Annotated in this window: 26 protein-coding genes; 23 read left to right on the top strand and 3 right to left on the bottom strand. The window is 59.3% G+C overall.

The features are described 5' to 3' along the window. The first annotated feature begins 214 nt into the window (after window positions 1-214). From SB822_RS02240 to SB822_RS02225, 4 genes are all read left to right on the top strand, one after another. Window positions 215-1,000, top strand: coding sequence for a helix-turn-helix domain-containing protein (locus SB822_RS02240; RefSeq protein WP_410853990.1), 786 nt, complete (start codon window positions 215-217; stop codon window positions 998-1,000). Window positions 1,001-1,301: 301 nt separating this feature from the next. Continuing rightward, window positions 1,302-1,526 (top strand): hypothetical protein, encoded by a 225-nt coding sequence (locus SB822_RS02235; RefSeq protein WP_410853989.1) that lies wholly within the window; start codon window positions 1,302-1,304, stop codon window positions 1,524-1,526. Window positions 1,527-1,535: 9 nt separating this feature from the next. Beyond that, complete coding sequence (locus SB822_RS02230) at window positions 1,536-1,763, top strand: hypothetical protein (protein ID WP_410853988.1); 228 nt, start codon at window positions 1,536-1,538, stop codon at window positions 1,761-1,763. A 655-nt stretch (window positions 1,764-2,418) separates the two neighbouring features. Further along, the gene (locus SB822_RS02225; RefSeq protein WP_410853987.1) at window positions 2,419-2,583 is read left to right on the top strand and encodes a hypothetical protein; all 165 of its coding nucleotides are present in this window, start codon (window positions 2,419-2,421) and stop codon (window positions 2,581-2,583) included. Window positions 2,584-2,585: 2 nt separating this feature from the next. Here SB822_RS02225 and SB822_RS02220 read toward each other — a convergent pair whose 3' ends face one another. Next, complete coding sequence (locus SB822_RS02220) at window positions 2,586-2,768, bottom strand: hypothetical protein (protein WP_410853986.1); 183 nt, start codon at window positions 2,766-2,768, stop codon at window positions 2,586-2,588. A 55-nt stretch (window positions 2,769-2,823) separates the two neighbouring features. Between SB822_RS02220 and SB822_RS02215 the strand changes: the two genes are divergently transcribed. From SB822_RS02215 to SB822_RS02185, 7 genes are all read left to right on the top strand, one after another. Then, window positions 2,824-3,195 carry a hypothetical protein gene (locus tag SB822_RS02215; protein ID WP_410853985.1) on the top strand — a complete coding sequence of 124 codons (372 nt, stop codon included), beginning with the start codon at window positions 2,824-2,826 and terminating at the stop codon, window positions 3,193-3,195. A 187-nt stretch (window positions 3,196-3,382) separates the two neighbouring features. Continuing rightward, complete coding sequence (locus SB822_RS02210; protein WP_410853984.1) at window positions 3,383-3,724, top strand: hypothetical protein; 342 nt, start codon at window positions 3,383-3,385, stop codon at window positions 3,722-3,724. Between the two features lie 215 nt (window positions 3,725-3,939). After that, the gene (locus tag SB822_RS02205; RefSeq protein WP_410853983.1) at window positions 3,940-4,299 is read left to right on the top strand and encodes a hypothetical protein; all 360 of its coding nucleotides are present in this window, start codon (window positions 3,940-3,942) and stop codon (window positions 4,297-4,299) included. A 1,098-nt stretch (window positions 4,300-5,397) separates the two neighbouring features. Beyond that, entirely contained in the window at window positions 5,398-5,658 is a 261-nt protein-coding gene (locus SB822_RS02200) for a hypothetical protein (RefSeq protein WP_410853982.1), read from the top strand. Between the two features lie 149 nt (window positions 5,659-5,807). Continuing rightward, the gene (locus SB822_RS02195; RefSeq protein ID WP_410853981.1) at window positions 5,808-5,972 is read left to right on the top strand and encodes a hypothetical protein; all 165 of its coding nucleotides are present in this window, start codon (window positions 5,808-5,810) and stop codon (window positions 5,970-5,972) included. 77 nt (window positions 5,973-6,049) lie between these two features. Next, window positions 6,050-6,298, top strand: a complete 249-nt coding sequence (locus tag SB822_RS02190) for a hypothetical protein (RefSeq protein WP_410853980.1) — start codon at window positions 6,050-6,052, stop codon at window positions 6,296-6,298. Window positions 6,299-6,378: 80 nt separating this feature from the next. Beyond that, complete coding sequence (locus SB822_RS02185) at window positions 6,379-6,912, top strand: hypothetical protein (protein WP_410853979.1); 534 nt, start codon at window positions 6,379-6,381, stop codon at window positions 6,910-6,912. A 73-nt stretch (window positions 6,913-6,985) separates the two neighbouring features. Here the strand turns inward: SB822_RS02185 and SB822_RS02180 are convergent, their stop codons facing one another. Continuing rightward, window positions 6,986-7,495, bottom strand: coding sequence for a hypothetical protein (locus SB822_RS02180; RefSeq protein WP_410853978.1), 510 nt, complete (start codon window positions 7,493-7,495; stop codon window positions 6,986-6,988). A 382-nt stretch (window positions 7,496-7,877) separates the two neighbouring features. On the opposite strand from SB822_RS02180, the gene SB822_RS02175 reads away from it, so the two are divergent. From SB822_RS02175 to SB822_RS02120, 12 genes are all read left to right on the top strand, one after another. Continuing rightward, window positions 7,878-8,744, top strand: a complete 867-nt coding sequence (locus SB822_RS02175; protein WP_410853977.1) for a hypothetical protein — start codon at window positions 7,878-7,880, stop codon at window positions 8,742-8,744. A 508-nt stretch (window positions 8,745-9,252) separates the two neighbouring features. Continuing rightward, window positions 9,253-10,215: a hypothetical protein gene (locus tag SB822_RS02170; protein ID WP_410853976.1), complete on the top strand. Its 963-nt coding sequence runs from the start codon at window positions 9,253-9,255 to the stop codon at window positions 10,213-10,215. Between the two features lie 525 nt (window positions 10,216-10,740). Then, entirely contained in the window at window positions 10,741-11,283 is a 543-nt protein-coding gene (locus SB822_RS02165) for a Pycsar system effector family protein (RefSeq protein WP_410853975.1), read from the top strand. A gap of 10 nt (window positions 11,284-11,293) precedes the next feature. Next, window positions 11,294-12,250: an adenylate/guanylate cyclase domain-containing protein gene (locus SB822_RS02160; RefSeq protein ID WP_410853974.1), complete on the top strand. Its 957-nt coding sequence runs from the start codon at window positions 11,294-11,296 to the stop codon at window positions 12,248-12,250. Between the two features lie 822 nt (window positions 12,251-13,072). Then, window positions 13,073-14,161, top strand: a complete 1,089-nt coding sequence (locus SB822_RS02155; RefSeq protein WP_410853973.1) for a diguanylate cyclase — start codon at window positions 13,073-13,075, stop codon at window positions 14,159-14,161. A 4-nt stretch (window positions 14,162-14,165) separates the two neighbouring features. Further along, entirely contained in the window at window positions 14,166-14,849 is a 684-nt protein-coding gene (locus SB822_RS02150; RefSeq protein WP_410853972.1) for a uracil-DNA glycosylase, read from the top strand. Window positions 14,850-14,950: 101 nt separating this feature from the next. Then, window positions 14,951-15,235, top strand: coding sequence for a hypothetical protein (locus SB822_RS02145; protein WP_410853971.1), 285 nt, complete (start codon window positions 14,951-14,953; stop codon window positions 15,233-15,235). 72 nt (window positions 15,236-15,307) lie between these two features. Continuing rightward, the gene (locus tag SB822_RS02140; RefSeq protein ID WP_410853970.1) at window positions 15,308-15,619 is read left to right on the top strand and encodes a hypothetical protein; all 312 of its coding nucleotides are present in this window, start codon (window positions 15,308-15,310) and stop codon (window positions 15,617-15,619) included. A gap of 61 nt (window positions 15,620-15,680) precedes the next feature. Then, entirely contained in the window at window positions 15,681-15,935 is a 255-nt protein-coding gene (locus SB822_RS02135) for a hypothetical protein (protein ID WP_410853969.1), read from the top strand. Between the two features lie 10 nt (window positions 15,936-15,945). Next, on the top strand, window positions 15,946-16,296 hold the full coding sequence (locus tag SB822_RS02130; RefSeq protein WP_410853968.1) for a hypothetical protein: 351 nt from the start codon (window positions 15,946-15,948) through the stop codon (window positions 16,294-16,296). Window positions 16,297-16,641: 345 nt separating this feature from the next. After that, the gene (locus SB822_RS02125) at window positions 16,642-16,863 is read left to right on the top strand and encodes a hypothetical protein (RefSeq protein WP_410853967.1); all 222 of its coding nucleotides are present in this window, start codon (window positions 16,642-16,644) and stop codon (window positions 16,861-16,863) included. A 135-nt stretch (window positions 16,864-16,998) separates the two neighbouring features. Then, on the top strand, window positions 16,999-17,307 hold the full coding sequence (locus SB822_RS02120) for a hypothetical protein (RefSeq protein ID WP_410853966.1): 309 nt from the start codon (window positions 16,999-17,001) through the stop codon (window positions 17,305-17,307). A 338-nt stretch (window positions 17,308-17,645) separates the two neighbouring features. Here SB822_RS02120 and SB822_RS02115 read toward each other — a convergent pair whose 3' ends face one another. Beyond that, complete coding sequence (locus tag SB822_RS02115; protein ID WP_410853965.1) at window positions 17,646-18,521, bottom strand: ATPase, T2SS/T4P/T4SS family; 876 nt, start codon at window positions 18,519-18,521, stop codon at window positions 17,646-17,648. Window positions 18,522-18,530 lie beyond the last annotated feature (9 nt).

Genomic DNA, 18,530 nt, shown 5'->3' with positions numbered 1-18,530 from the left:
GACCTCGACGGAACGCGCGACCCACAAACCCGAAGCATGTCCTGCTTATGGGCCGGTTGCAGCGCGTCGCGCGCTGCGGCGCGACGGGACAACATCAATCCGGTAGCGCGGCGCGACTCGCTGCTCGACGACGAACGGATTTCGCACCGCGAACGCGGACTGGCAGTGCCCTCGTCTGTTGGCATCCGCCCACAACCGCCTGAACGAAAGAACGATGCACGGTAGCAAATCAAAATTGATGAGGGACGTCCGGTTCGTTCGGCTGGATGACGATGCACAGTTCGCCGTCGTTCCCATCGACCTGTGGAATCAGCTATGCACATCATCCGCGTCACAAGAGAACACCGACGCTGTGGGGGTGCCCGCCACCACGTCCGAAAGTGATGCGCCAGACCCGGCGCCCGCGCCCGCACGCATTCAGCGCACTCCCGCCGCGGTCACGTCTGCCACGCCTGATGGCGAGTCCCGGTCAACGGCCGGGCCGGTCGTCAATGACGGCGAGCATCCGCTACGTGCATGGCGACGGTTTCGTCGGCTGAGCACGATCTCCCTTAGCAATGCCGTCGATGTTGCGCCATCCTATGTCACGCTGATCGAGACGCGCAAACGCCGGGGCAGCTCGAAGGTTTTTCGACGGATTGCCAGGGTGCTGGGCGCGCCAGCTGCAGCCCTGACGGAAGATCCCCGGCAGGCGGCCGAGCTTGCGCTGGCAGATGCGCTGGAACAGGCCGAGGACGCCGTCGCGCCCGATGTACACCCACTTCGCGCCTGGCGTCTTCGTCGCGAACTCACCGTGCAGGCATTGGCGGATGCTGCCGGCCTGTATCCATCCCACGTCACGCTCATTGAGACGGGCAGGCGCAACGGCTCGGTAGCAGTATTCGAACGCCTCGGCGACGTCCTTGACGCTCCGGCGGCATCGCTGTCGAAAATACCGCTGGAGTACCTGCGCAAAGGCAAGCGAAAGCAGAAAGACGCCGACGAGACGATGCCCGGTTAGCCTGCTCGCGCGAGCGTGGCGCAGGGCGCTGACGGCAGTGCACACCGCGAGAACCCAGATGTCTGGGGGCCGAACGGGCCGACTCAACGGCTCCGGAGCAGATCAGCAGCGATCGCCCCCGGCGCCGACCAATAATTTCGTGCGGGTGTCTGAACAAAATCCGGTTTCTGCCGAATATGCATCAGGGGCCGCTGCGCCTGCGCGGTCGTGGATGGTTATGACCAAGGATCGTTGCTCACCTCAGCTCGTGGCGACCGGAAATGGCCCGAACATTCGTTGCGCGTCTTGAATCGGAAGACATATGGATAGCCAGAGTAGACCGAGCCGCACCTTCGTCGTCGTTGAATCACTCGTTGTCAGCGCAATCCCGCCGGCGATAATCGCCAGCATTTTCAAGTGGGGCAACGATCAGTCGTGGGGACAGTTTTTTGCGGATTTCGGTCTGTGGCTGTTTGCTTCCTTTGTGTTGTTTCATGCTATTCAAGGCGCCAAGGCTGCGCTTCGCGAGCATCCAGTGAACAGATAGGGAAACACAATGAACAACCCAGCGAAAGTCTTCATCAAAAGCGCGGACGGCGCAGGCGAAGTGTTGGCCGAAGTGTCCATGCAGGACGGCCCGCAAGTCGATTCGCATCAGGAGGGTGATGACACGCGCCATACGCTTCAGGTCGCGTTTGACCACATTTTCGGACGCAAGGTGAAAGTTGTTTTCGAGTCGGAGATTCCGACCGGCACCGATCCCGGCCTTGTGTTCATCCCATAACGGAAAACACGGCTCGCGCGCCGTGTGTTTTCGGTTGTATCCGGCGCTACACGGTGATGCGATGCGCGTTCACAAGAAAGTCCCAAACCGTGTCCGCGAATCGCTGAACGCACCCCGCCTGCTGTCCGGTAGACAGAACGAAACAAGGTGAAAATATGTTGAAGATCATGATCGCACTTGCAGCGCTCGGCAGTTGCGCCGGGACAGTCGCGGCAGAAGAGTTCGTTCCGGGAAACGGGACACTTTTGTCCGTTAGCACATTCACGGCGGGTAAGGCTGATGTTCAGTTGCAAACCTGGAGGAGCCAATCCGGTCACGTGTGCCGCGACTATGTAAAAGACGTTTCGTATGCTCCGGACGGATCTGTGACGAGAATCGATCTGTCAGCCGTCTGCGATTACGACAGGCCGCTTTGAACGCTATCTGATCGCGCTTCTGGAAAAGAAGTGGGAAAACCCGGGGGAACGAAATGAAGAAAGTCGCTTTGCTTCTCGCGCTTGCAAGTGTGGCGGGAGCATGTCGGGCCGAAGAAACGTGCGCAGTCAAAACGGTCCACGCGGCCGTCCTCGATATCAGTGACCTTCATCAGGACATCGATTTGCCCCGGACGGCTACGACGTGCTCGAATGGAAAGTGTGAGTCACACGTTATCGCGGTGGACCATTTTTCGACGGGACCGAGGTTCAAGGTCGTGCTCGGATACAAGGGCGGCACTGCCTCTTACGAAACGGACGAAGCGCCAAAGGGCAAGACGGTTCTGGTGCAGGTCCAGGAGTGCGGAAAGAAGAGGGCGTCGGCTTCGGTGAAGCCGGCCGTCTGACTTTAGGAACGTCTGAGTTCATTTCCGGTGACTCGCATCAGTCCCAGCCGGCGCGCGAACGGCGTTTCGGGGAATGCGATCCTACGCGCTTTACTGATCACTTCGATCTCGCTCGCGCGCAACAGTAACAGCCCCGGCTGCGCGTCGGGCGAGCGAATAGCAAATGGTGCGGTGGTGCTCGCCATCGCGGCGCTCGTCGTCCTCGGCACCGTTTGGCTCGCGCACTCATAGGAAGGCGATATGGTCTCCCGGTTCAAATTCACGATCTCGACGGTGCACGGCTCGATGGAGGGTGAAGAAGTCGCGAATAGCGAACAGCAGCTTCGTGCGTGCATGCCCGCCGAGGTGACGGCTTTATCGATCGACGCAGTTACTGATCGGCCCGGCGTTCCGGATGTTATGGACGAAGAACTGTGGCTGCACCTCTGTTCGGCAGTGGACAACCTCGAATACGCGAGCACGCTGACGCCGGAGATTGTGGCACAGCATCACGCCGATCAGGTCCGAGCCTTGAACGGGCTGCAGGTCGAAATCGCCCTACCATCGAACAATGCCGTGTTGGCGGCCAGGCTGACGGACCTTGCGGCGTCGCTGCGCGACGAACCCGTTTAGATGGGAACGAAAGTACGAGCAAGGTTGTGTGCGTCTACAGGCTTCTGGTGCGCGCGAGGCGAGCCGACAGGCGAGCCCGACCCGGAACGAGCGGGGCGCCACGGACGGCGGCGCCACAGCCGACTGAGTGTTTGTCAGCCGGAACGGTGCATGCAACACACGCAGGCTCAACGCAGAGGAGGGCGCGATGGCGCTTTATTGGCAAGGCAAAGCGACAAAACTGACCACATTCGTGCCCGAGGCTGATGCGCCTGCGAGGCCTGCTGCGCTCGCAGTCGATTGGCTTGTTAACGAACGCTGTGACACGCTGGTGATCGAGGGGCACATTGACCTCGCGGTGGCGTCTGGGGCAATGCAACGCGAGAGCCGGGGCTACAAATTCCCGGCCCCGCGTCACGCGTGGATGCGATACATGGCCACTCCGGACGGCGAACTCGACGAGTCCGAGCAGCGACATGGGTGGCGTGGAGAATGTCAGCGCGGCGACAGGGGCGCAGAACCGGTGACGATCGCTGTCCGGATCACCTGAAGACCAGGGAGAAGGTCGCAGAGGCCCGGCGTGACGCGGCGAAGAGCGCCCTGGTCGGCTTCGTGACATTCCACTTACTGCCATCGCCCCTTCCGGTTTTGCGCTTTGGGGTCGGTGATCAGGCAAGCGACGGAAAAGGCCGATTGCTCGGCGCAAACTGCAAAGCGGTTGGCCGTCGGTCTGAGGCGACCAGGATACAAAAATGGGAAACGGTCATGACTGAGCAAGACGAAAGCGGCACGTACTGCGACGAGCGTGTCTCGTTTTCTTCGTCCGAGTACAACGCAGGCTTCGCTATCAGGCTGTACATCGATGGCGGCGTGCGGTCCGTCGCGGCCTTGGCATCGTTAAACAAGGCGCTGGATCGTCCGTTTGGCACCGTTCGGTTAGCAGTGCGCGCGTTGGCGTTCGCATTACACCAGGACGGGTACCCGGTTGAGTGCCGTTCCAACGGGGGCGACACATGGAATCCCAATGCAGGAGCGATATTCGACGCAGACTCGTGCTATCGCGTCCTCCCCAAAGCCGGGATGCCCGCGTATGAGCCAGACACCGACACCGATGAATTCTTTTAGGGCATCCGGATTGTGCGGACGGTCAGCGTCAATCCTCGTCTGGTGTCGATGTGTGGCCGATATTTTCGATCTCCCCTGAACAAACATCAGATTCTGCCGAATAAGACAAGGCAGGTGCTGAGACGCTGGTCACTTGCGCGGTAAAAAGCAACTGGGATGTCTGGCTCACGAAACCATATATCGCATTGGTGTCGTCTCCTGATGGCGCATCACACATCACATGGTCCCAGCGGTATCCGGAATGACAGACGCGCTGGCGGCTCGAGCGACTACGCATCCAGTCATCTCCCGGCAATCATCAAGATCGAACGTCGCACATTATTCACAACGCGCAGGAAAACTGGATAGGGATATGACGAACCCAAACAAACCATTCAAGCCGACATGCCTCAAGTGCGAAGTCACCGCACTTTCGCCAATGCGAATGGACATGTCGATCGACAGCCGCACGTGCGACCACTGCGGAACTACGTGGCTTATCGAGGATACGTGGAGGTTCGGGAAGTCGGCAACCGGGGTTGCCTTAATAGAAGCATTGGTGCCGGAGCATCGGGCGTCCGTGAATGCACCGGACACTCAGCAAAGGAGCACACCCTATTACCGTCTGTTTGAAAAAGCACGGGACCGTGGCCCGGTACGTTTGAGGAATCGGCCTATCTGAGTGCGGCGCTCTGCGCCGTCGACAAGGGTTGACGAGCGCGCGGGAAGAGCATGCAGCAGCGCGATATCTGGATGCCCGTGTATGAGCCAGTCACCGACACCGATGATAGGGCATCCGGATGTTGTGGATGGTCAGCGTCAATCCATCGTCCGGTGTCGATGTGAGGCCGATATTTTCGATCTCCCCTGAACAAACTTCAGAATCTGCCGAATAAGACAAGGCAGGTGCCGAGACGCTGGTCACCTGCGTGCCAAACGCAACTGTGATGTCTGGCTTACGAAACCATATCCAGTCGGGGAAAGATGAAGAATCTAATTACTGCAGTCGCTCTGATTGCCGCTGCGTCTGCTGCGAACGCGCAAACTGCGTTCAAACCGCCTGTTGTCGCGCCCGCCGCCGGAGCGCACTGTGAACACGGGCGCGGTTCAGTCCCGCCAATGAACTACGATGCGGCCGGACACGCTATGCAGTGCGGCGTAGACGGCACGTGGGTCTACATTCCGGAGGGAGACGCCGATCGCATCACTCGCAAACTGGACCAGCTGAATGAGACGGATACGAAAATCCTCCTGACGCTTCAAACCCTTCTCGCGACCCGGATGTCGAGCAACCAGTCGGCCGAGGCACAAATGCGGGAGCGTTCGGAGAGTCGCCGTCCGCTGACTGCGCAGGAACTGCGCGAGCTCCCTTCGAACTGAAGGCAAGCCGTTATCCGTCGGCGAGTTGCATCAAGCATCGCGATCGACACACTTGAGGGGTAGGTAACATGAAGAAAATGGTGCTTTTCGCTTTGGCGATTGCCTGCTGCGTGGCACACGCGGAAACGAACGCCCCCGCGGCGCAGATCGTGTCCATCAGGAACGTACAGGTGGGCGCGCAATCCGTGCAGCTGGTGGACACGAAAGCCAGTAGCGGAAAACTTTGTCACGAGTATCTGAAGCAGACGACCGTCACGGCTGACGGCGCGGTATCGGCGATCAAAGATACGTTCTGCGACGGCGATCGACTGTGATGTCGTGACCTGGCCACTTGCCGCTTTGTTGCTAGCGGCAACGGTCAGGTTCCGAGTAACAGAGAACGGACGAGAAGATGAAGAAGAAACTGAAGACGCGAAACACTGTGCTCGACCTTCTGATGTGGGTGCCGATTTTGGTTTCGGGCATGATCGTGAGTTACGTGTGCACGTTTCAATTCGGGCTGACGATGTGGCAGACCACCCTCATGGTCATCGCTGTCGAATGCGCGGTGCGGTATGGGATCTCGGAGCCGCTCCACGACGACTATTTCAACTGGAGCCCGAATCGTGAGTTGCTTCGCGGTCGGCCCCACGGCGAGTAAAGATCGGCAAAAGCCGCCGGCACCAGGCTCGTGATGAGCGCGTCCCGGACTTCACTCCCTTTCCAGAAAAGAGCACAGCAATGTATTCCAGCGAACTGGTCGATCTTGCGCGGGTCGTTGACCGCTTGACAGTCGGCCTCTACCGGGCACGCGTCTACGATCTCAACGATCATCTTCATGATGTCACCGGGTACATCACCGAAAGATATCTGTCCGCGATGGAATCGACTGTGCCTGTTCTCCAGGCGCGCTTCGCCGAAATGCTCGTGGAAGAGTCCCGACCCTACGGCGCGGTGGAGGTCATCGATGGGAAGATTCTCGTGCCTGACTGGGTCGAGCGCCAGTTCGATGGCTATGTCGATGGTGATGAGTTTCACTGCTCGACCGAAGATATCCAGCGATTTAGAGCGGAAGGCTACAAGGTACTGTTCGAGCCTCCCGGTCCGCACGGCTACGACATCAACCGGCTGCGCCCTGAGGTGCCGGACGAATTGATCGAGGTATGGTGGAGCCGCGCCGACAACCACTTCGCCTGCGGGCCGCATAAGGACATCTGCGGGTTTTTGACGAAGGTCGATGGGTTGGGCTGGCAGATTTTCGCGGCTGAACAATAGGTCGGCAGCGATCGCGCGGCGTGCGGCAACTTACCACGTGTGCGGCGGAACAGTGGGGGGCGCTCGCCAGCATTCAGAGTGCGACGATCGGGATGTTCCAGGCAAGGAACGACGACCGACCGGGCGCTTCGCTCACACCGTGCGGCCGGCGATCGTCAAACACGAACCAGTCGCCAGCCTTGGGCTTGTGGCGAACCTTGCCTTGCCGAAACGTGAGGCCATCGTTGTGTAGCATCACCATCAGCACCAGCCCTTCGCCATCTGTATGCATGTCGGCGCCTGCCGTCGCCACCAGCAGTTCTTCTCGACCCGGGTAACCGCCGTCCGCGCGGCGATAGCCAAGCACTGTAAGGTCTGGCAGCCACTGGGCCGCCCCGCGGCTCGCCCAGGCGGGAATCTCATAGGTCTCGATCTGGTCACCAGAGAACTCGGTGTCCTCTGCGGCGCTGTAGAACTCGTCAGCGAGCTTGTCCGATAGCCGCAGCACGTGCGCCGGGATATTCACTGTTCCGAGGATGTAACCGAGCGCGCGGCCAGATGCAGAGTGTGCCTGGGCCTGTTGGGAATGAACCTGCGTTTCCATCTCGGGTGTGTCTCGTTGGTGGGGTGCACGGATTATTGCAGACCGCGCCACCTGTTCAAGGGAGCGCTTGACCGCCCCGAGCACGTTCCCGGAGCGAACAAGGCGGCCTGTGCACTCGCCGGCTTGACTCGCCGAAATGTGCCGCGTGGACAGAGGTGAAATTCGCGGGCGGGTCTCTGAACAAAGCGTAGGAGTATCCGATAAATCCACTGCGGGGCCGATCGCGACAGTCCGCCCATCTCCGTCGGCGGTCGCTGAATAAATCGTATGCACCGCTGGCGTGGCACGACCTCAATCGGTCCTGAGACTGCATGTCGCTCTTGGGTCGCTGCATGCGAAGCAGCAGATAACGAGCGCTAGAACACACTGAGGGAAATACGATATGGTCGAGGAAAAGCTTCGGAAGCTCGAACAGGAACTTGAATCTGTTGAAGATGCGTTGAATGAGGCGAAGGGCGCCTTGGCGGAAGACACGCAGGTTCGCTCGAGGTCTTTCTGGGCGCGTTTCGTTGGTGCGATCACCACGACGCCCGCCAAACGCGCTCTCATCCTGGCAGAAGCCGAGTATCTGTCGACTTCAGACCGGATTCATCAGGACGTGTCAGCGTGGGTTAAGGAGTCTGCCCGCCGAAAGTTGGGCGACGACCTCGATGTCGCCGCGCTCAGTGCTCGGTACAAGGAAGACCTCGCAGCCCGCGAAAAGTGCCGGGACCAGACCAATGTATGGTTCGACGCCGGCGATCGCGCGCTCGTTGCGCTGCGCGAGGCGGAACGGAAGTGTCGATCTGCTGCCATGGTAGATACCATTGACGCATTCAGCTCGCAGAGCAAGGTGATGGACGCTTTGGCGTACATGGAAACTTCTTCTGCACGCAGCGCCGCAAACAACGCCCGTGACGCTGTTTCCAGACTGGTTCAGCTACTCCCGGCGGATTTCGAGTCTGTGGTGCTGGACGCGCCAGACGGCCTGTTCGGGTTTGTGGTGGGAGCGCTCGACATGCCGACGTTCGATTTCTTTATCGAACTCAGCAACGCGGCGAAGCTGTCGAGTGTCGCGGATAAATGCAAAGATGCGGTTGACCGACTGTCGCCGCTGCACGGGAGGCTCAAGGCGATGCTGACGCGTTCGGAGCAGGCAGTTGAGGAGGTCACGTCGAAGCTCGCTGATCTCGAGCGCGGCTTTCTTGAGGAGGCGTACCAGAGGGTGCCCGAATCGATCCGAGGCACCTTGCCTACATCAATCGACTGACCCACGGGAGGCTACCAAATGTGTTCACCCGAGGATCTCGCGGAACGACTTCATGCGTGCGCCAGATCGCTGGTCACTTTGACTTTGGCAAAAACGGCGCACAAAACGCCTTAGGCAGAGCGGCTTGGCAATAACCAGATCGGCGACCTTGTGGCGCAAGTGACCGCGCACTTGACCGTCACCGTGCAGCGCGTCGGGCGGCTCGCCGCGGTCACGGACGAACGGCTTTACACGGCCGGACAATGGATGTTGAGGGCGACGGCGGCGCCCCTACCGACCGCGTTGACATTTACTCATTGAGTTGCTCAATGGCGAACTGAGGCGCTTGACAGACGGTCACTGATCAGTTGTAGAAGTCTGGACTTGATTCGACAGGCTGTGTCAGTCGTCGGTCTTATTCGGCGAGGAAGACACAGTCAACCGACGAGGCCAACCAGAGGTGATGTGCTATGTTACTTTGCGCTGACCGTGCACCTGGCCCAATGAATCTAAAGTGCTGTACACAACTATGACCACTTCCGTTTGTAGCCGCTGCAGTGAAGTCTTCCAACTGGACTGGAAATCCGCGGGGGTATGCCCGGCGTGTGTGCGCCAGGATATTGAACACGAGCGCATCAAGAAACTGGATCGTGATCGACGTCGGGATGAGCAGGTAAGAGAAGAGAGGCTCCGCGATGAGGCGAGCCGCAAGGAGCGCCAGCTGCAGTTTCAGCAGGAGCGATCACGCCTGGTAGCCGAGCTTCAATGGGCGGAAGAGAGCGAAAAACGTGAAGGACAAGAGCGGGAGCGCGTCCGGGTCACCGCAAACCGTAGCCTGGATCAGGCCGGCACCTATATCGCCGCTGGAATGTGGGAGGACGCGCTTCGTAGCGTGCTCGCCTATCAAGAGGTTTATCCCAAGCGTCTCGATGGTTACGAGACCCTTGTAGAGATCGCCATTGGCGCGAACAGGCGAGACTTGCTGTTGGGCGCTTTTAAGGGCTACGCGGCGCGCGTGCGGAGCATGCTGAGCGGTGGCGATCAATTGCTTTTTGATGCTGAGTATCGCAGCGCCCTGGAATCGAAAATCAAACTGATTGCGAACCACGGAGTGCAGGGCGCCAACGAACTGGCACAGGAGATTGCGGAATTCAAAGGGCATGATCGCGTGTCCGAGGAACATGATCCCGTGTTTCATGAGGCCATTCGAATCGTACGCACACTCAAAAACGTTGAAGTCTTGGATCTGCAGCAGAAGTTGGGTATTCGATACTCACGCGCGTGGGATATCTGCCAACGCCTAGCCCATGAAGGGCACCTCATCGAAGACCCGAACGGAAAATTTCGATCGGCGAACTATGAGCCTGTCGTTGCCATGCAGTCACAGACATCAGTGCGTGAATCGACGCGCAAATCGAGTCTCTGGAAATTTTTGGCCGGGATCGCAATCATCGGCGTAATGTTCTTGTTCACGCAGCACTACTCGCGATAGGTTAAGAATGGCGTTCCCGCGCTCGAGACTGTGATCGGCCACAAGCCGCCGCCCCAGGTCGCCATCAATCTGAACAGCCAAGGTCTCGTCTGCCCCCGCTCAATGGCCGGTCGTTGGCGAGCAAATTGGCGGTGGCGCCGGCTCAGCCCGGCCACTTTCGGCCGCTCGACTTCACGCGGAAGATCCTCGGCACTTAGGAACGGTATCGGATGAAGAAGGCGCTACGTCCCAATGCGACGATGATCTCCTTCCGTATCCGGAAGCTTGGTTTGAGCGCCAGACCGCATACTTGAATAGCAACTGACCGGCCCTTCTCCGGCTGCTTTCTACAGCATCGGGTAGTGAGCGCCCAATAACCGCCGTTCACACGCGGCATCACTCGGACGTTCAAGGTCGGCTACACTCTGTGAGCGGCCACCCATTGTGAACTTTGCATACGCGGCGCGTTCCCGGCCGGAGCGACGCCGTTGGTCTGCGTGATGGCGCCGCAGGGAATATTCACGTAAATTCGGCAGAATACCGACAATGGCAAAGAACGATCAGGAAGAGAGTTTCGAAAGGCTCATGTCCGCAAACCTGGCTCGTGTGGTGGACTTCATCAAGTTTGCCGAGACGAAAAACGCGGCTTTACTCACGTTTTGTTCAGCCTGGATTCTGGCGAGCATGAATCTGCTCTCGTCGGGGAAACCGCTTCCTCAATTTGTCGTCAGTGGGCTCAGGCTGGCGTTGCCGTTCTTTGCTATTGCAGCTTGCATATCAATTGCGTCATTTATTCCGAAGCTGTCGATACGAGAGGTACTGAGGGCAAAGCAGGTGGAAAAAAACATGCTGTACTTCGGTGATGTCGCCCGGACTTCAATCGAGGATTTTCGGGGAAGAACCCAAGCGCGTTACGCACCGAAGGCCGACAGATCTGTTACCGACGAATACATGGATGATCTTTCGGTTCAGATCGTCGTCAACAGCCGTATTGCGGCGCGCAAGATGCGACTGTTCAGCTATGGCGCCTACGCGGTGCTATTCGCACTCTTCATGATGGCAGCTCCGATAATCGGGCAGTTTCTGTAGCGAGATAGCAATGACATTAAAAGACCTCGGTGCCGATATCGCGGCAGAAGTCGAGACAATTCTGTCTGGTGAATTCAGTATTACAGTTACCAATACGAACACTGTTCCGCACTCCGATGATGGCGCAATAACATTCCCCAATCTCGATTCGAAACAACAGGCATGCAAGGTTATTGAGACTTGCGTTGTGTACATCGATATCCGGCGCTCGACCGAACTCAACCTCGCGCACCGGCCGCAGACGGTTGCGAAGCTCTACTCGTCGTTCGTGCGAGCGATGGTCCGATGCGCTGAGCAGTTCAACGGACACGTAAGAGGGATCATCGGCGATCGCGTGATGATTATGTTCGATCAAAACAACTGCTTCTCCAATGCCGTCTATACTGCTGCTGCAATGAATACTGTCTCACAACACATCATCAATCGTCATTTCAAACACGGCGAAGTTGCATGTGGAATCGGTATAGACTTTGGCCGGATGCTTGCCACGAAGACGGGCTTTCGCCGCCACGGCGTGCAACGTCACAGCTATCGTTCGTTGGTGTGGCTGGGCAGACCAGCAAACGTGGCATCGAAGCTAACGGACATCGCGAACAAGGCCGCAGTAACGCAATGGGAAACAAAAGCCCGCGTAGCTTACGACTATGGCATCGGCACAGGATGGCACTGGAGTGACGAGTCACTCGAACAGTTCGTATCGAAACTTGATGCGAAATATGCACCGAGTCGCGTCGTGCATACGAGTCCCTTCTACGGCTCGTTCTTTACCTCTCCAGAGCTGATTACCCTGCGTCCAGCGACGCCGCCAATTCTGATGACAAAGACGGTGTATGACGGATATTGCGGCGTCTATCCAAACGCAAATATCGTCCGACAGGGCACGCTTAAGCAATATGCTGTTCAGGTTCCGGGATACGACGGACAAATATACGGCGGTGACCTCGTCTACGATGACATGAAACAGTAGCCACCTATCGATGCACCGGCGAAGTCGAGCTAATACGCCATCTGTGCGGTACGCAGGGCCGCATCCTCGAAGCTTGCGTAGTAGCCGTGCAAATAGCCGGACCCTCGCGTCATCGGACAGACACCGTCAGATCCGGCGAAGGCTGCTCGACCGTGTATAAGTCGGGACGGTGTTAGCGCATTCAGTGCCTTGCTGCCCTCTCACCATCGGAAATAACGGTGGTGCCTTCAATGCATGTTAGCGGCATTCCGTTAATGGCACAGGCAGGCAGCGCGTCGCGTGCTCCGCTAGGCTCGACACCCGGCGGCCGTTATGGTCAGCAAGCAGCCGTTTTGATCGCGCACCGGCAAACGACCGGTCGGGGTCGGGTGCTGACTTCCGCCCGTTGAGCAGCCTTCGCGGATCTGAGGTGCCTGTTCGATAACGTCCCGACCTATACAGATCAACACTCGAGGAATGCTCTGTCGGCCCGCTGCCGGGCATCGGCCTGAAGAACTCCCGGTGGAAGCTCTCATCGTTTGCCATCGAACAGTACCCAGACGTTCTGCCACGCGAAGCCAGCGGATTCCCACGGTTTCCGTGAAAATCAACTGTTTCCGTTCAGTCGTGTCCCCGGATGGGGTGGACAGCCGGGTAGTCTGGCGCGATCAAGCGGCCCATTGATCGACACGACGACGGTTTGCGCAATAGACGGCGAAAGGGAACCAATAAAATGCCGTTAACCTTCTGATGGCGCCGGGATTCGGCGTGACCCATCACCGTTTTCCCATGTTCCACACGCCTGATATCGAAACACTTCGCCTCTGTAGCGTGCTTTCCAGCATGGCGTTCGGCCTCGTCTTCGCGCTCGTTGGTCTGGGCCGCAAGACAGAACGCTACTGCTTTCACTGGTCCGTCAGCGCGCTCCTCTACGCGGCCGTGCTCACAGGCTTCGAGTTCGCGCTGGGACGTCCGGTCCTGGAGAGCGCGTTGCTCGGCGCGCTCGCGGGCACCAACATGCTCATTGTCTCGGGGGTAAGAGCGTTTGATGGCGCGCCGCCGTTTCGAGCATGGATGGCGCTACCCGTCGCCGGCTGCGTCGGCACCCACCTGGTGCCGGCGTGGATCGCTGGCGGAGGCCCACTCGTCGCAGTCGTCACCGAGGTCTGCGACACGGTGAGCCTCGCCGTGTCTGCCGCAATCGCGGGGTTCTCGTGCCTGTCGCGCGAGCCAGGCGAAAAGATCGCTCTGACCGGGGGCGCCGCCGCCGCGCGGGGTCGTGGTCGGCGGCTTGCAGGATATGCCATGCTCGGCTACCTGCCGGGGTATGCCATCACGCTCATGGGGTACCTATGGACCGTCCCCACGCTCAACCTGCTGGCGCTCATTCCGATGTTGTCGGACCAACTGCTTCTCGCCGTGCTCAATCTCGGGCTTCTGGCTATGCCCGCCGAACGCGCGCAGGCCATGCTGCGCGACGCGGCGCTTCGAGACCCGCTTACCGGCGTCTGGAATCGCGCGGGACTCGAGGCGCACTCCCGCGCCCTGATCGAACCGGGTGCGACGGTGCTCGCAATCGATCTCGACCATTTCAAGCAGATCAACGACGGGCATGGCCATCTTGCAGGCGACGAAGTGCTCAAGGCTCTGGCCAACCTTGCCGGCGGCGAAGTCGTTTCGCTGGGCGGCGTGTTTGGCCGGCTGGGCGGCGACGAGTTCCTCGCGGTGCTGCCTGCGTGGTGCGCGCCGTACGCACGGGCCTGTGCGCAACAGATCCATGAAGCGTGCCGCCAGCAGACGCCGGGTACGCCAGAGTGGACGATAAGCGTTGGACTCGCGCAGGTCGAAAAGGGCGAAACAGAGTTACGGGATGCGCTGCAGCGGGCCGATCGCGCGCTATACGTGCCAAGGTCGACGGCCGTGACAGGGTAATCCTATGAACGAGAATCCCTACGCCCCCACGGACCGGATCACTGTTAGTCCAGGCGACGGGCCGCGCGCGCTGCGCGCTCCAGAGGCGATTGCGGCGCGCCGCTTGATGCTCGCCGAGCCGCACATCGCGCCACTTGCGGCCTACGTCGAGGGGCTTCGCGCGAAATATCCTGACTGGGAGTTTCAGGACTTCGACCCGCTCGACGGTGGCGTCGACGCGGATCTGCTGTTTCTTCTCGAAAAGCCAGGCCCCATGACATCGCCCACCGGGAAGCGAAAGGGCTCAGGCTTCATTTCGCGCAATAACGACGACCCGACGGCGCAGGCTGTCTTCGAGTTCATGGTCGAGGCCGGTATCGCGCGCAAGCGCACCGTTCTGTGGAACGTCATCCCCGGGTGGAACGCGACCATCAAAACGACGCGTCTCGAGCTGCGCCGGGGCGTCGAGGAACTGGCGCACTTGCTGGCACTACTGCCGAACGTCCGAACGGTAATCCTGGTCGGGCGCCAGGCGCGCAGTGCGCAGCCGCTTCTAGAGGCCATGAATCTGCGCGTATTCACCTCGGCGCATCCGGGCGGGCAGGTGTTCCGCTTCAATCCTGATCAGTGGCGGGCGATCCCTGCGCGGTGGAAGGAAGCGGGACTGGTGCTCGAGGCAGACAATCTAACGCATCCGGATCGCTCGTAAGATTTTCGGGGTTACCTCTGAACAGTCTGCAGAGTCAGCCGATAAGCAGGTAAGTGCGATCGGATGACGGGCTGTTCCCGGGACAATAAAGGAAGGCGCAAATGAGCGGCGATCAAAAGAGCGAAGTGTGGCTGAGCATCATTGCCGCGGTTGTCATTGGCGTTATGTTCCTCGCGATGCTCCCCAGGTGGATCCGTGGCGACGAAGAGCGCTCCGTACTCGCGCAGGCTGGTTACACCCGCGTAAAGCTCACTGGATTTCGCGTACTGGGCTGTCCGGACCTGTTCGGCATGGGATTCGAGGCTAGCGGTCCAACGGGCGTTGCAGCCAAAGGTGTCGTTTGCAAGGGCATTCTTGAAAAGGCGACGATTCGCCTTGCGGATTGATCTCCAGACGCGGTCGCAGCGCTGATGGCGGTAACCGGGCCTCCCCCAGGTAAAGAAAACGGAGAAACACAGATGAAGAACCTGATTTTGCCCTGCGTGCTTACGACCATCGCGGTGGCGGCTAGCGCTGACGAGAAGGTGGTCATTCGGGATACCCGGGCTTATCTGATGCAGAACGGCGAAAAGATGCTGTTCAACGGCGAGCCAGCGGCGATTGGCGGCGAGTTGCTCACCCGTTCGGGTGGCTGGTGTGATCGGACCGTCTACGAGGGTAGCAGCACGCTGCCGAAGGCGCCCAGCAACGGGGCGGTGTCGATCGTCATGCCGCAGATCCGGACCACGGTTCAGAACTTCCCGTGCGATGGTGCGGGTAAGCCGGTCTGATTGGAACACACGTGGCGCGAGAGCGCTCCGCACGCGGCCGGCAGCCGCAACGGAATGAACGATGAATAAGACGCGAATCGAGCAAGGCTGTGGCGAAGATCAGGTAGAAGACCTTTCGTTGGTTTTGCTTGTGGGTGAAATTCGTGAAGCGGTGGACGCTCGAACAGCGCACCAGGTGAGTGATGTTGTGGACGCGGCACGATTTGGGCACTCGGTCTGGACAACAGTCAACGGCGCAAGCGTATCGGCAGCGATGGATCGCCTCACTGCCGTCGCACCCGGCGCGGCTTTATCCACCGAAACTGAGACCCGGTGAGCGGCATAGAATGGGCATCCTCGACAGATTGATGGGAGGTGGCGATGCGAAGGGTGCGCGCCTGATCTCGGGTGAAATTGAGCGAATCGGCGTGCTACCCGGAACCGATCAGGCGAGCTATGTCTTTCGCATCAGGTTCCACGCCGACACCTACTACCTTTACGGTGGCCTTTTGACTCAGGAAGACATCACGAAAACGGGCACCGCTATCGCGTTGACCGTGCCGGGCGATCAGGTGCGCTTCCTTTACAACGAGGTCAAGGGCATGGTGAGCGAGTTTGAAAATATCAGCTATACAGCGCACCAGAGCGCGGCGGATTCTGGTGTTGCGCAGCGCCGAGAAATGACAGGACAGAAATGAAGGTTTTCGGCGTTGAATTGCACAGACCTACGTTTTGGGGCTTCACGTGGACAGTGATCGTCGCTGTCGGCGGCATGACGGTTCTCGTATCCGCCATGAACGCGCTCGCGGTTCCTGTGTCGCGTGCGCAAGCAATCGCATGGCTGGGTGCAAAGATGTGGTGCGGCCTCGCCCAGGATGTGGGCTTTCGTTTCTCGAACGGATGGCGCTGCGTCGCTGTGAGTATGGGAGGCGGAATAATCGTGGGTATGGCGGGCCAGACACTTGCGCTTCTTCTCGCGTGAAAGGCCCCAGACGAAATGCCATTGGTTTACCAAACTCATTCACCTTTTGAACAGGATCAAGATGCTTGTTTTCACCTACCCGTGTTTTGCGGGCGATTCGTGGCCACGGATCATTGATGCGTTGCAGTCTCAAGGGAGCGGACACGTCACGCCGACCGATCCGGTTCGCATTGTTGTTGGGCACGGCTTTTACTTTGAAACGACGATTCGCGGACTCAGCGATGGTGAAGAGATACAGCTGGTCCTGATATTCAAGGGCGACCCGCACATCAAGGTGAGGTAACTATCTTCACCCCGGGCCAGACGGTCGCGTTACGGCGTTCATACCCGAAGGAACGGGCGATCGTGGCAAGGTCTCGAATTTCAACTGACGACCAACCCTACAAGGGTTCGGCGGAAACAGCCGAGGAACCAATACATGAACGTGAAAAGCAGGTTGACGAAAGCACTGGTGTCTTTTGCCATTCCTGCGTTGCTCAGTGCATGCGGTGAGCATGCCCAACCCGGCTCGTCGCTGGCGGCGCGTTTCGCCGCGGCGGAGGTCGTGGGAAAGGCGTATGAGGTAGACCCGGTGCGCGTAAATGCCGAGCCGGTCATCTCGGGAGAGACGGCCAACGTGGTTGCCGAGTTCAAGGGCGGTACATGCAACGTCGAACTGGGGAGGAGCGAGAGCGCAGAACCCTACGGCTGGCTGGCAAAACGGATTGCTTGCGTGAAGACGACGTGACCTGGTCTCTCGCAAAGCTTTCAGGCCACTAGCCACCGGTGACGAAGGGAGGCTGCGCAATCTTCGCAGGCGCCTCCGTCCACACAACGACGTAGCCGGGGATCGCTCCCGCGTCACCCCGACTTTCGGCCAGATAGACGTGTGTTCCAGCGCCAGCGACCACCCATTGCGAGCGGTCGGAACTCGAAGAAGCGAGTCGTGCCGATTTCGCGGAACTCGCAATTCCATCCGTCAGCGATCTTCTCCAAGCGGACGATCTCGCACTCCCCTGAGGCCAGGCAGGGCCTTGGCGCCTCAGCCTGTTGTGCGTTTTAGCAATGCGGCCAGCGATGAACTGGCTAAAGTACCCCGCGTGTCATTCGGATTTCCTCAATCCCGCGGTCGCGTGCACGCTTCATCTGTACAACGGCGTCGACTATACGCCCGCCAGACGTTGAGCCACCCAGAAGATCAGCGAAACGTGCAAGCGCGTCGTCCGGGCTGCCCGCGTGAATGCATGCGAGTCCTCCTCCGTGGCGTCTCCAGTTTGTCGCCGCGACCGCTGCCGCGTCACTGGTGCGGATCTCGCCCAGAACGTTGGTCGTCCCTGCTGCGCGACGATAGATGGACAACGATTTGAGATTGTCGGAGAAATAACTGAGTGGCGCTTCGTTTTGGAGCACATTTGCGGGAAAGCCAGTGGCTTCCACCACGTCGACGAAAAAGGAAAACTGCTCGTCCGGATAGCGCTGCGCCCGCTCGGCGAGAAGCGCGTGGAGCAGCGTTGTTTTCCCGCTGCCTGTTGCGCCACTGATGAGCATGGTGGCGCGACGTTGGGCAAGTTGCTTAAGCAGATCCGACTCAGACTGGCCAAGCATGCGTCGCTCCACAAGCTCGTCGAGCGTCCAGAATGTGCGCTCGCGTGCGAGCATCAATCTCGCGCGCGCGGCGCGCGTCGCCGCATCGGGCGCACCAAAGTGCTCGGGCCACGACGGCGACGGCGCATAACCCAGCTCGAGGAGGCGGTTGCGCATCGCTTCATACGAGAACTCGCGAAGCGCGTCAGAGGCCGCTTGATCGTTCGTCAGGTAGGTATTGAGCGCGGCCCATGACGTGAACTCGAAACCGCGGGCGATGGATTCGATCAGATGGGAGGGTGAGACGTCAGGATGGGTTTCGCGACCCATGCGCTTGAACTGGTCAAAGAGAGAGCGCGACAGGCAGTACTCGGCCATGATGGTCCT

The organism is Paraburkholderia sp. SIMBA_054 (genome assembly GCF_046534875.1).
Lineage (GTDB): Bacteria > Pseudomonadota > Gammaproteobacteria > Burkholderiales > Burkholderiaceae > Paraburkholderia > Paraburkholderia hospita.
Note: the sequence above shows the minus strand (reverse complement) of the source record. Positions and strands in the feature narration are given on the sequence as shown.

Coding starts and splice junctions, on each gene's coding strand:
- SB822_RS02240 (WP_410853990.1), top strand. CDS start 215: ATGCACGGTAGCAAATCAAAATTGATGAGGGACGTCCGGTTCGTTCGG.
- SB822_RS02235 (WP_410853989.1), top strand. CDS start 1,302: ATGGATAGCCAGAGTAGACCGAGCCGCACCTTCGTCGTCGTTGAATCA.
- SB822_RS02230 (WP_410853988.1), top strand. CDS start 1,536: ATGAACAACCCAGCGAAAGTCTTCATCAAAAGCGCGGACGGCGCAGGC.
- SB822_RS02220 (WP_410853986.1), bottom strand. CDS start 2,768: ATGGCGAGCACCACCGCACCATTTGCTATTCGCTCGCCCGACGCGCAG.
- SB822_RS02215 (WP_410853985.1), top strand. CDS start 2,824: ATGGTCTCCCGGTTCAAATTCACGATCTCGACGGTGCACGGCTCGATG.
- SB822_RS02210 (WP_410853984.1), top strand. CDS start 3,383: ATGGCGCTTTATTGGCAAGGCAAAGCGACAAAACTGACCACATTCGTG.
- SB822_RS02205 (WP_410853983.1), top strand. CDS start 3,940: ATGACTGAGCAAGACGAAAGCGGCACGTACTGCGACGAGCGTGTCTCG.
- SB822_RS02200 (WP_410853982.1), top strand. CDS start 5,398: ATGAACTACGATGCGGCCGGACACGCTATGCAGTGCGGCGTAGACGGC.
- SB822_RS02190 (WP_410853980.1), top strand. CDS start 6,050: ATGAAGAAGAAACTGAAGACGCGAAACACTGTGCTCGACCTTCTGATG.
- SB822_RS02185 (WP_410853979.1), top strand. CDS start 6,379: ATGTATTCCAGCGAACTGGTCGATCTTGCGCGGGTCGTTGACCGCTTG.
- SB822_RS02180 (WP_410853978.1), bottom strand. CDS start 7,495: ATGGAAACGCAGGTTCATTCCCAACAGGCCCAGGCACACTCTGCATCT.
- SB822_RS02175 (WP_410853977.1), top strand. CDS start 7,878: ATGGTCGAGGAAAAGCTTCGGAAGCTCGAACAGGAACTTGAATCTGTT.
- SB822_RS02170 (WP_410853976.1), top strand. CDS start 9,253: ATGACCACTTCCGTTTGTAGCCGCTGCAGTGAAGTCTTCCAACTGGAC.
- SB822_RS02165 (WP_410853975.1), top strand. CDS start 10,741: ATGGCAAAGAACGATCAGGAAGAGAGTTTCGAAAGGCTCATGTCCGCA.
- SB822_RS02160 (WP_410853974.1), top strand. CDS start 11,294: ATGACATTAAAAGACCTCGGTGCCGATATCGCGGCAGAAGTCGAGACA.
- SB822_RS02155 (WP_410853973.1), top strand. CDS start 13,073: ATGGCGTTCGGCCTCGTCTTCGCGCTCGTTGGTCTGGGCCGCAAGACA.
- SB822_RS02150 (WP_410853972.1), top strand. CDS start 14,166: ATGAACGAGAATCCCTACGCCCCCACGGACCGGATCACTGTTAGTCCA.
- SB822_RS02145 (WP_410853971.1), top strand. CDS start 14,951: ATGAGCGGCGATCAAAAGAGCGAAGTGTGGCTGAGCATCATTGCCGCG.
- SB822_RS02140 (WP_410853970.1), top strand. CDS start 15,308: ATGAAGAACCTGATTTTGCCCTGCGTGCTTACGACCATCGCGGTGGCG.
- SB822_RS02135 (WP_410853969.1), top strand. CDS start 15,681: ATGAATAAGACGCGAATCGAGCAAGGCTGTGGCGAAGATCAGGTAGAA.
- SB822_RS02130 (WP_410853968.1), top strand. CDS start 15,946: ATGGGCATCCTCGACAGATTGATGGGAGGTGGCGATGCGAAGGGTGCG.
- SB822_RS02125 (WP_410853967.1), top strand. CDS start 16,642: ATGCTTGTTTTCACCTACCCGTGTTTTGCGGGCGATTCGTGGCCACGG.
- SB822_RS02120 (WP_410853966.1), top strand. CDS start 16,999: ATGAACGTGAAAAGCAGGTTGACGAAAGCACTGGTGTCTTTTGCCATT.
- SB822_RS02115 (WP_410853965.1), bottom strand. CDS start 18,521: ATGGCCGAGTACTGCCTGTCGCGCTCTCTCTTTGACCAGTTCAAGCGC.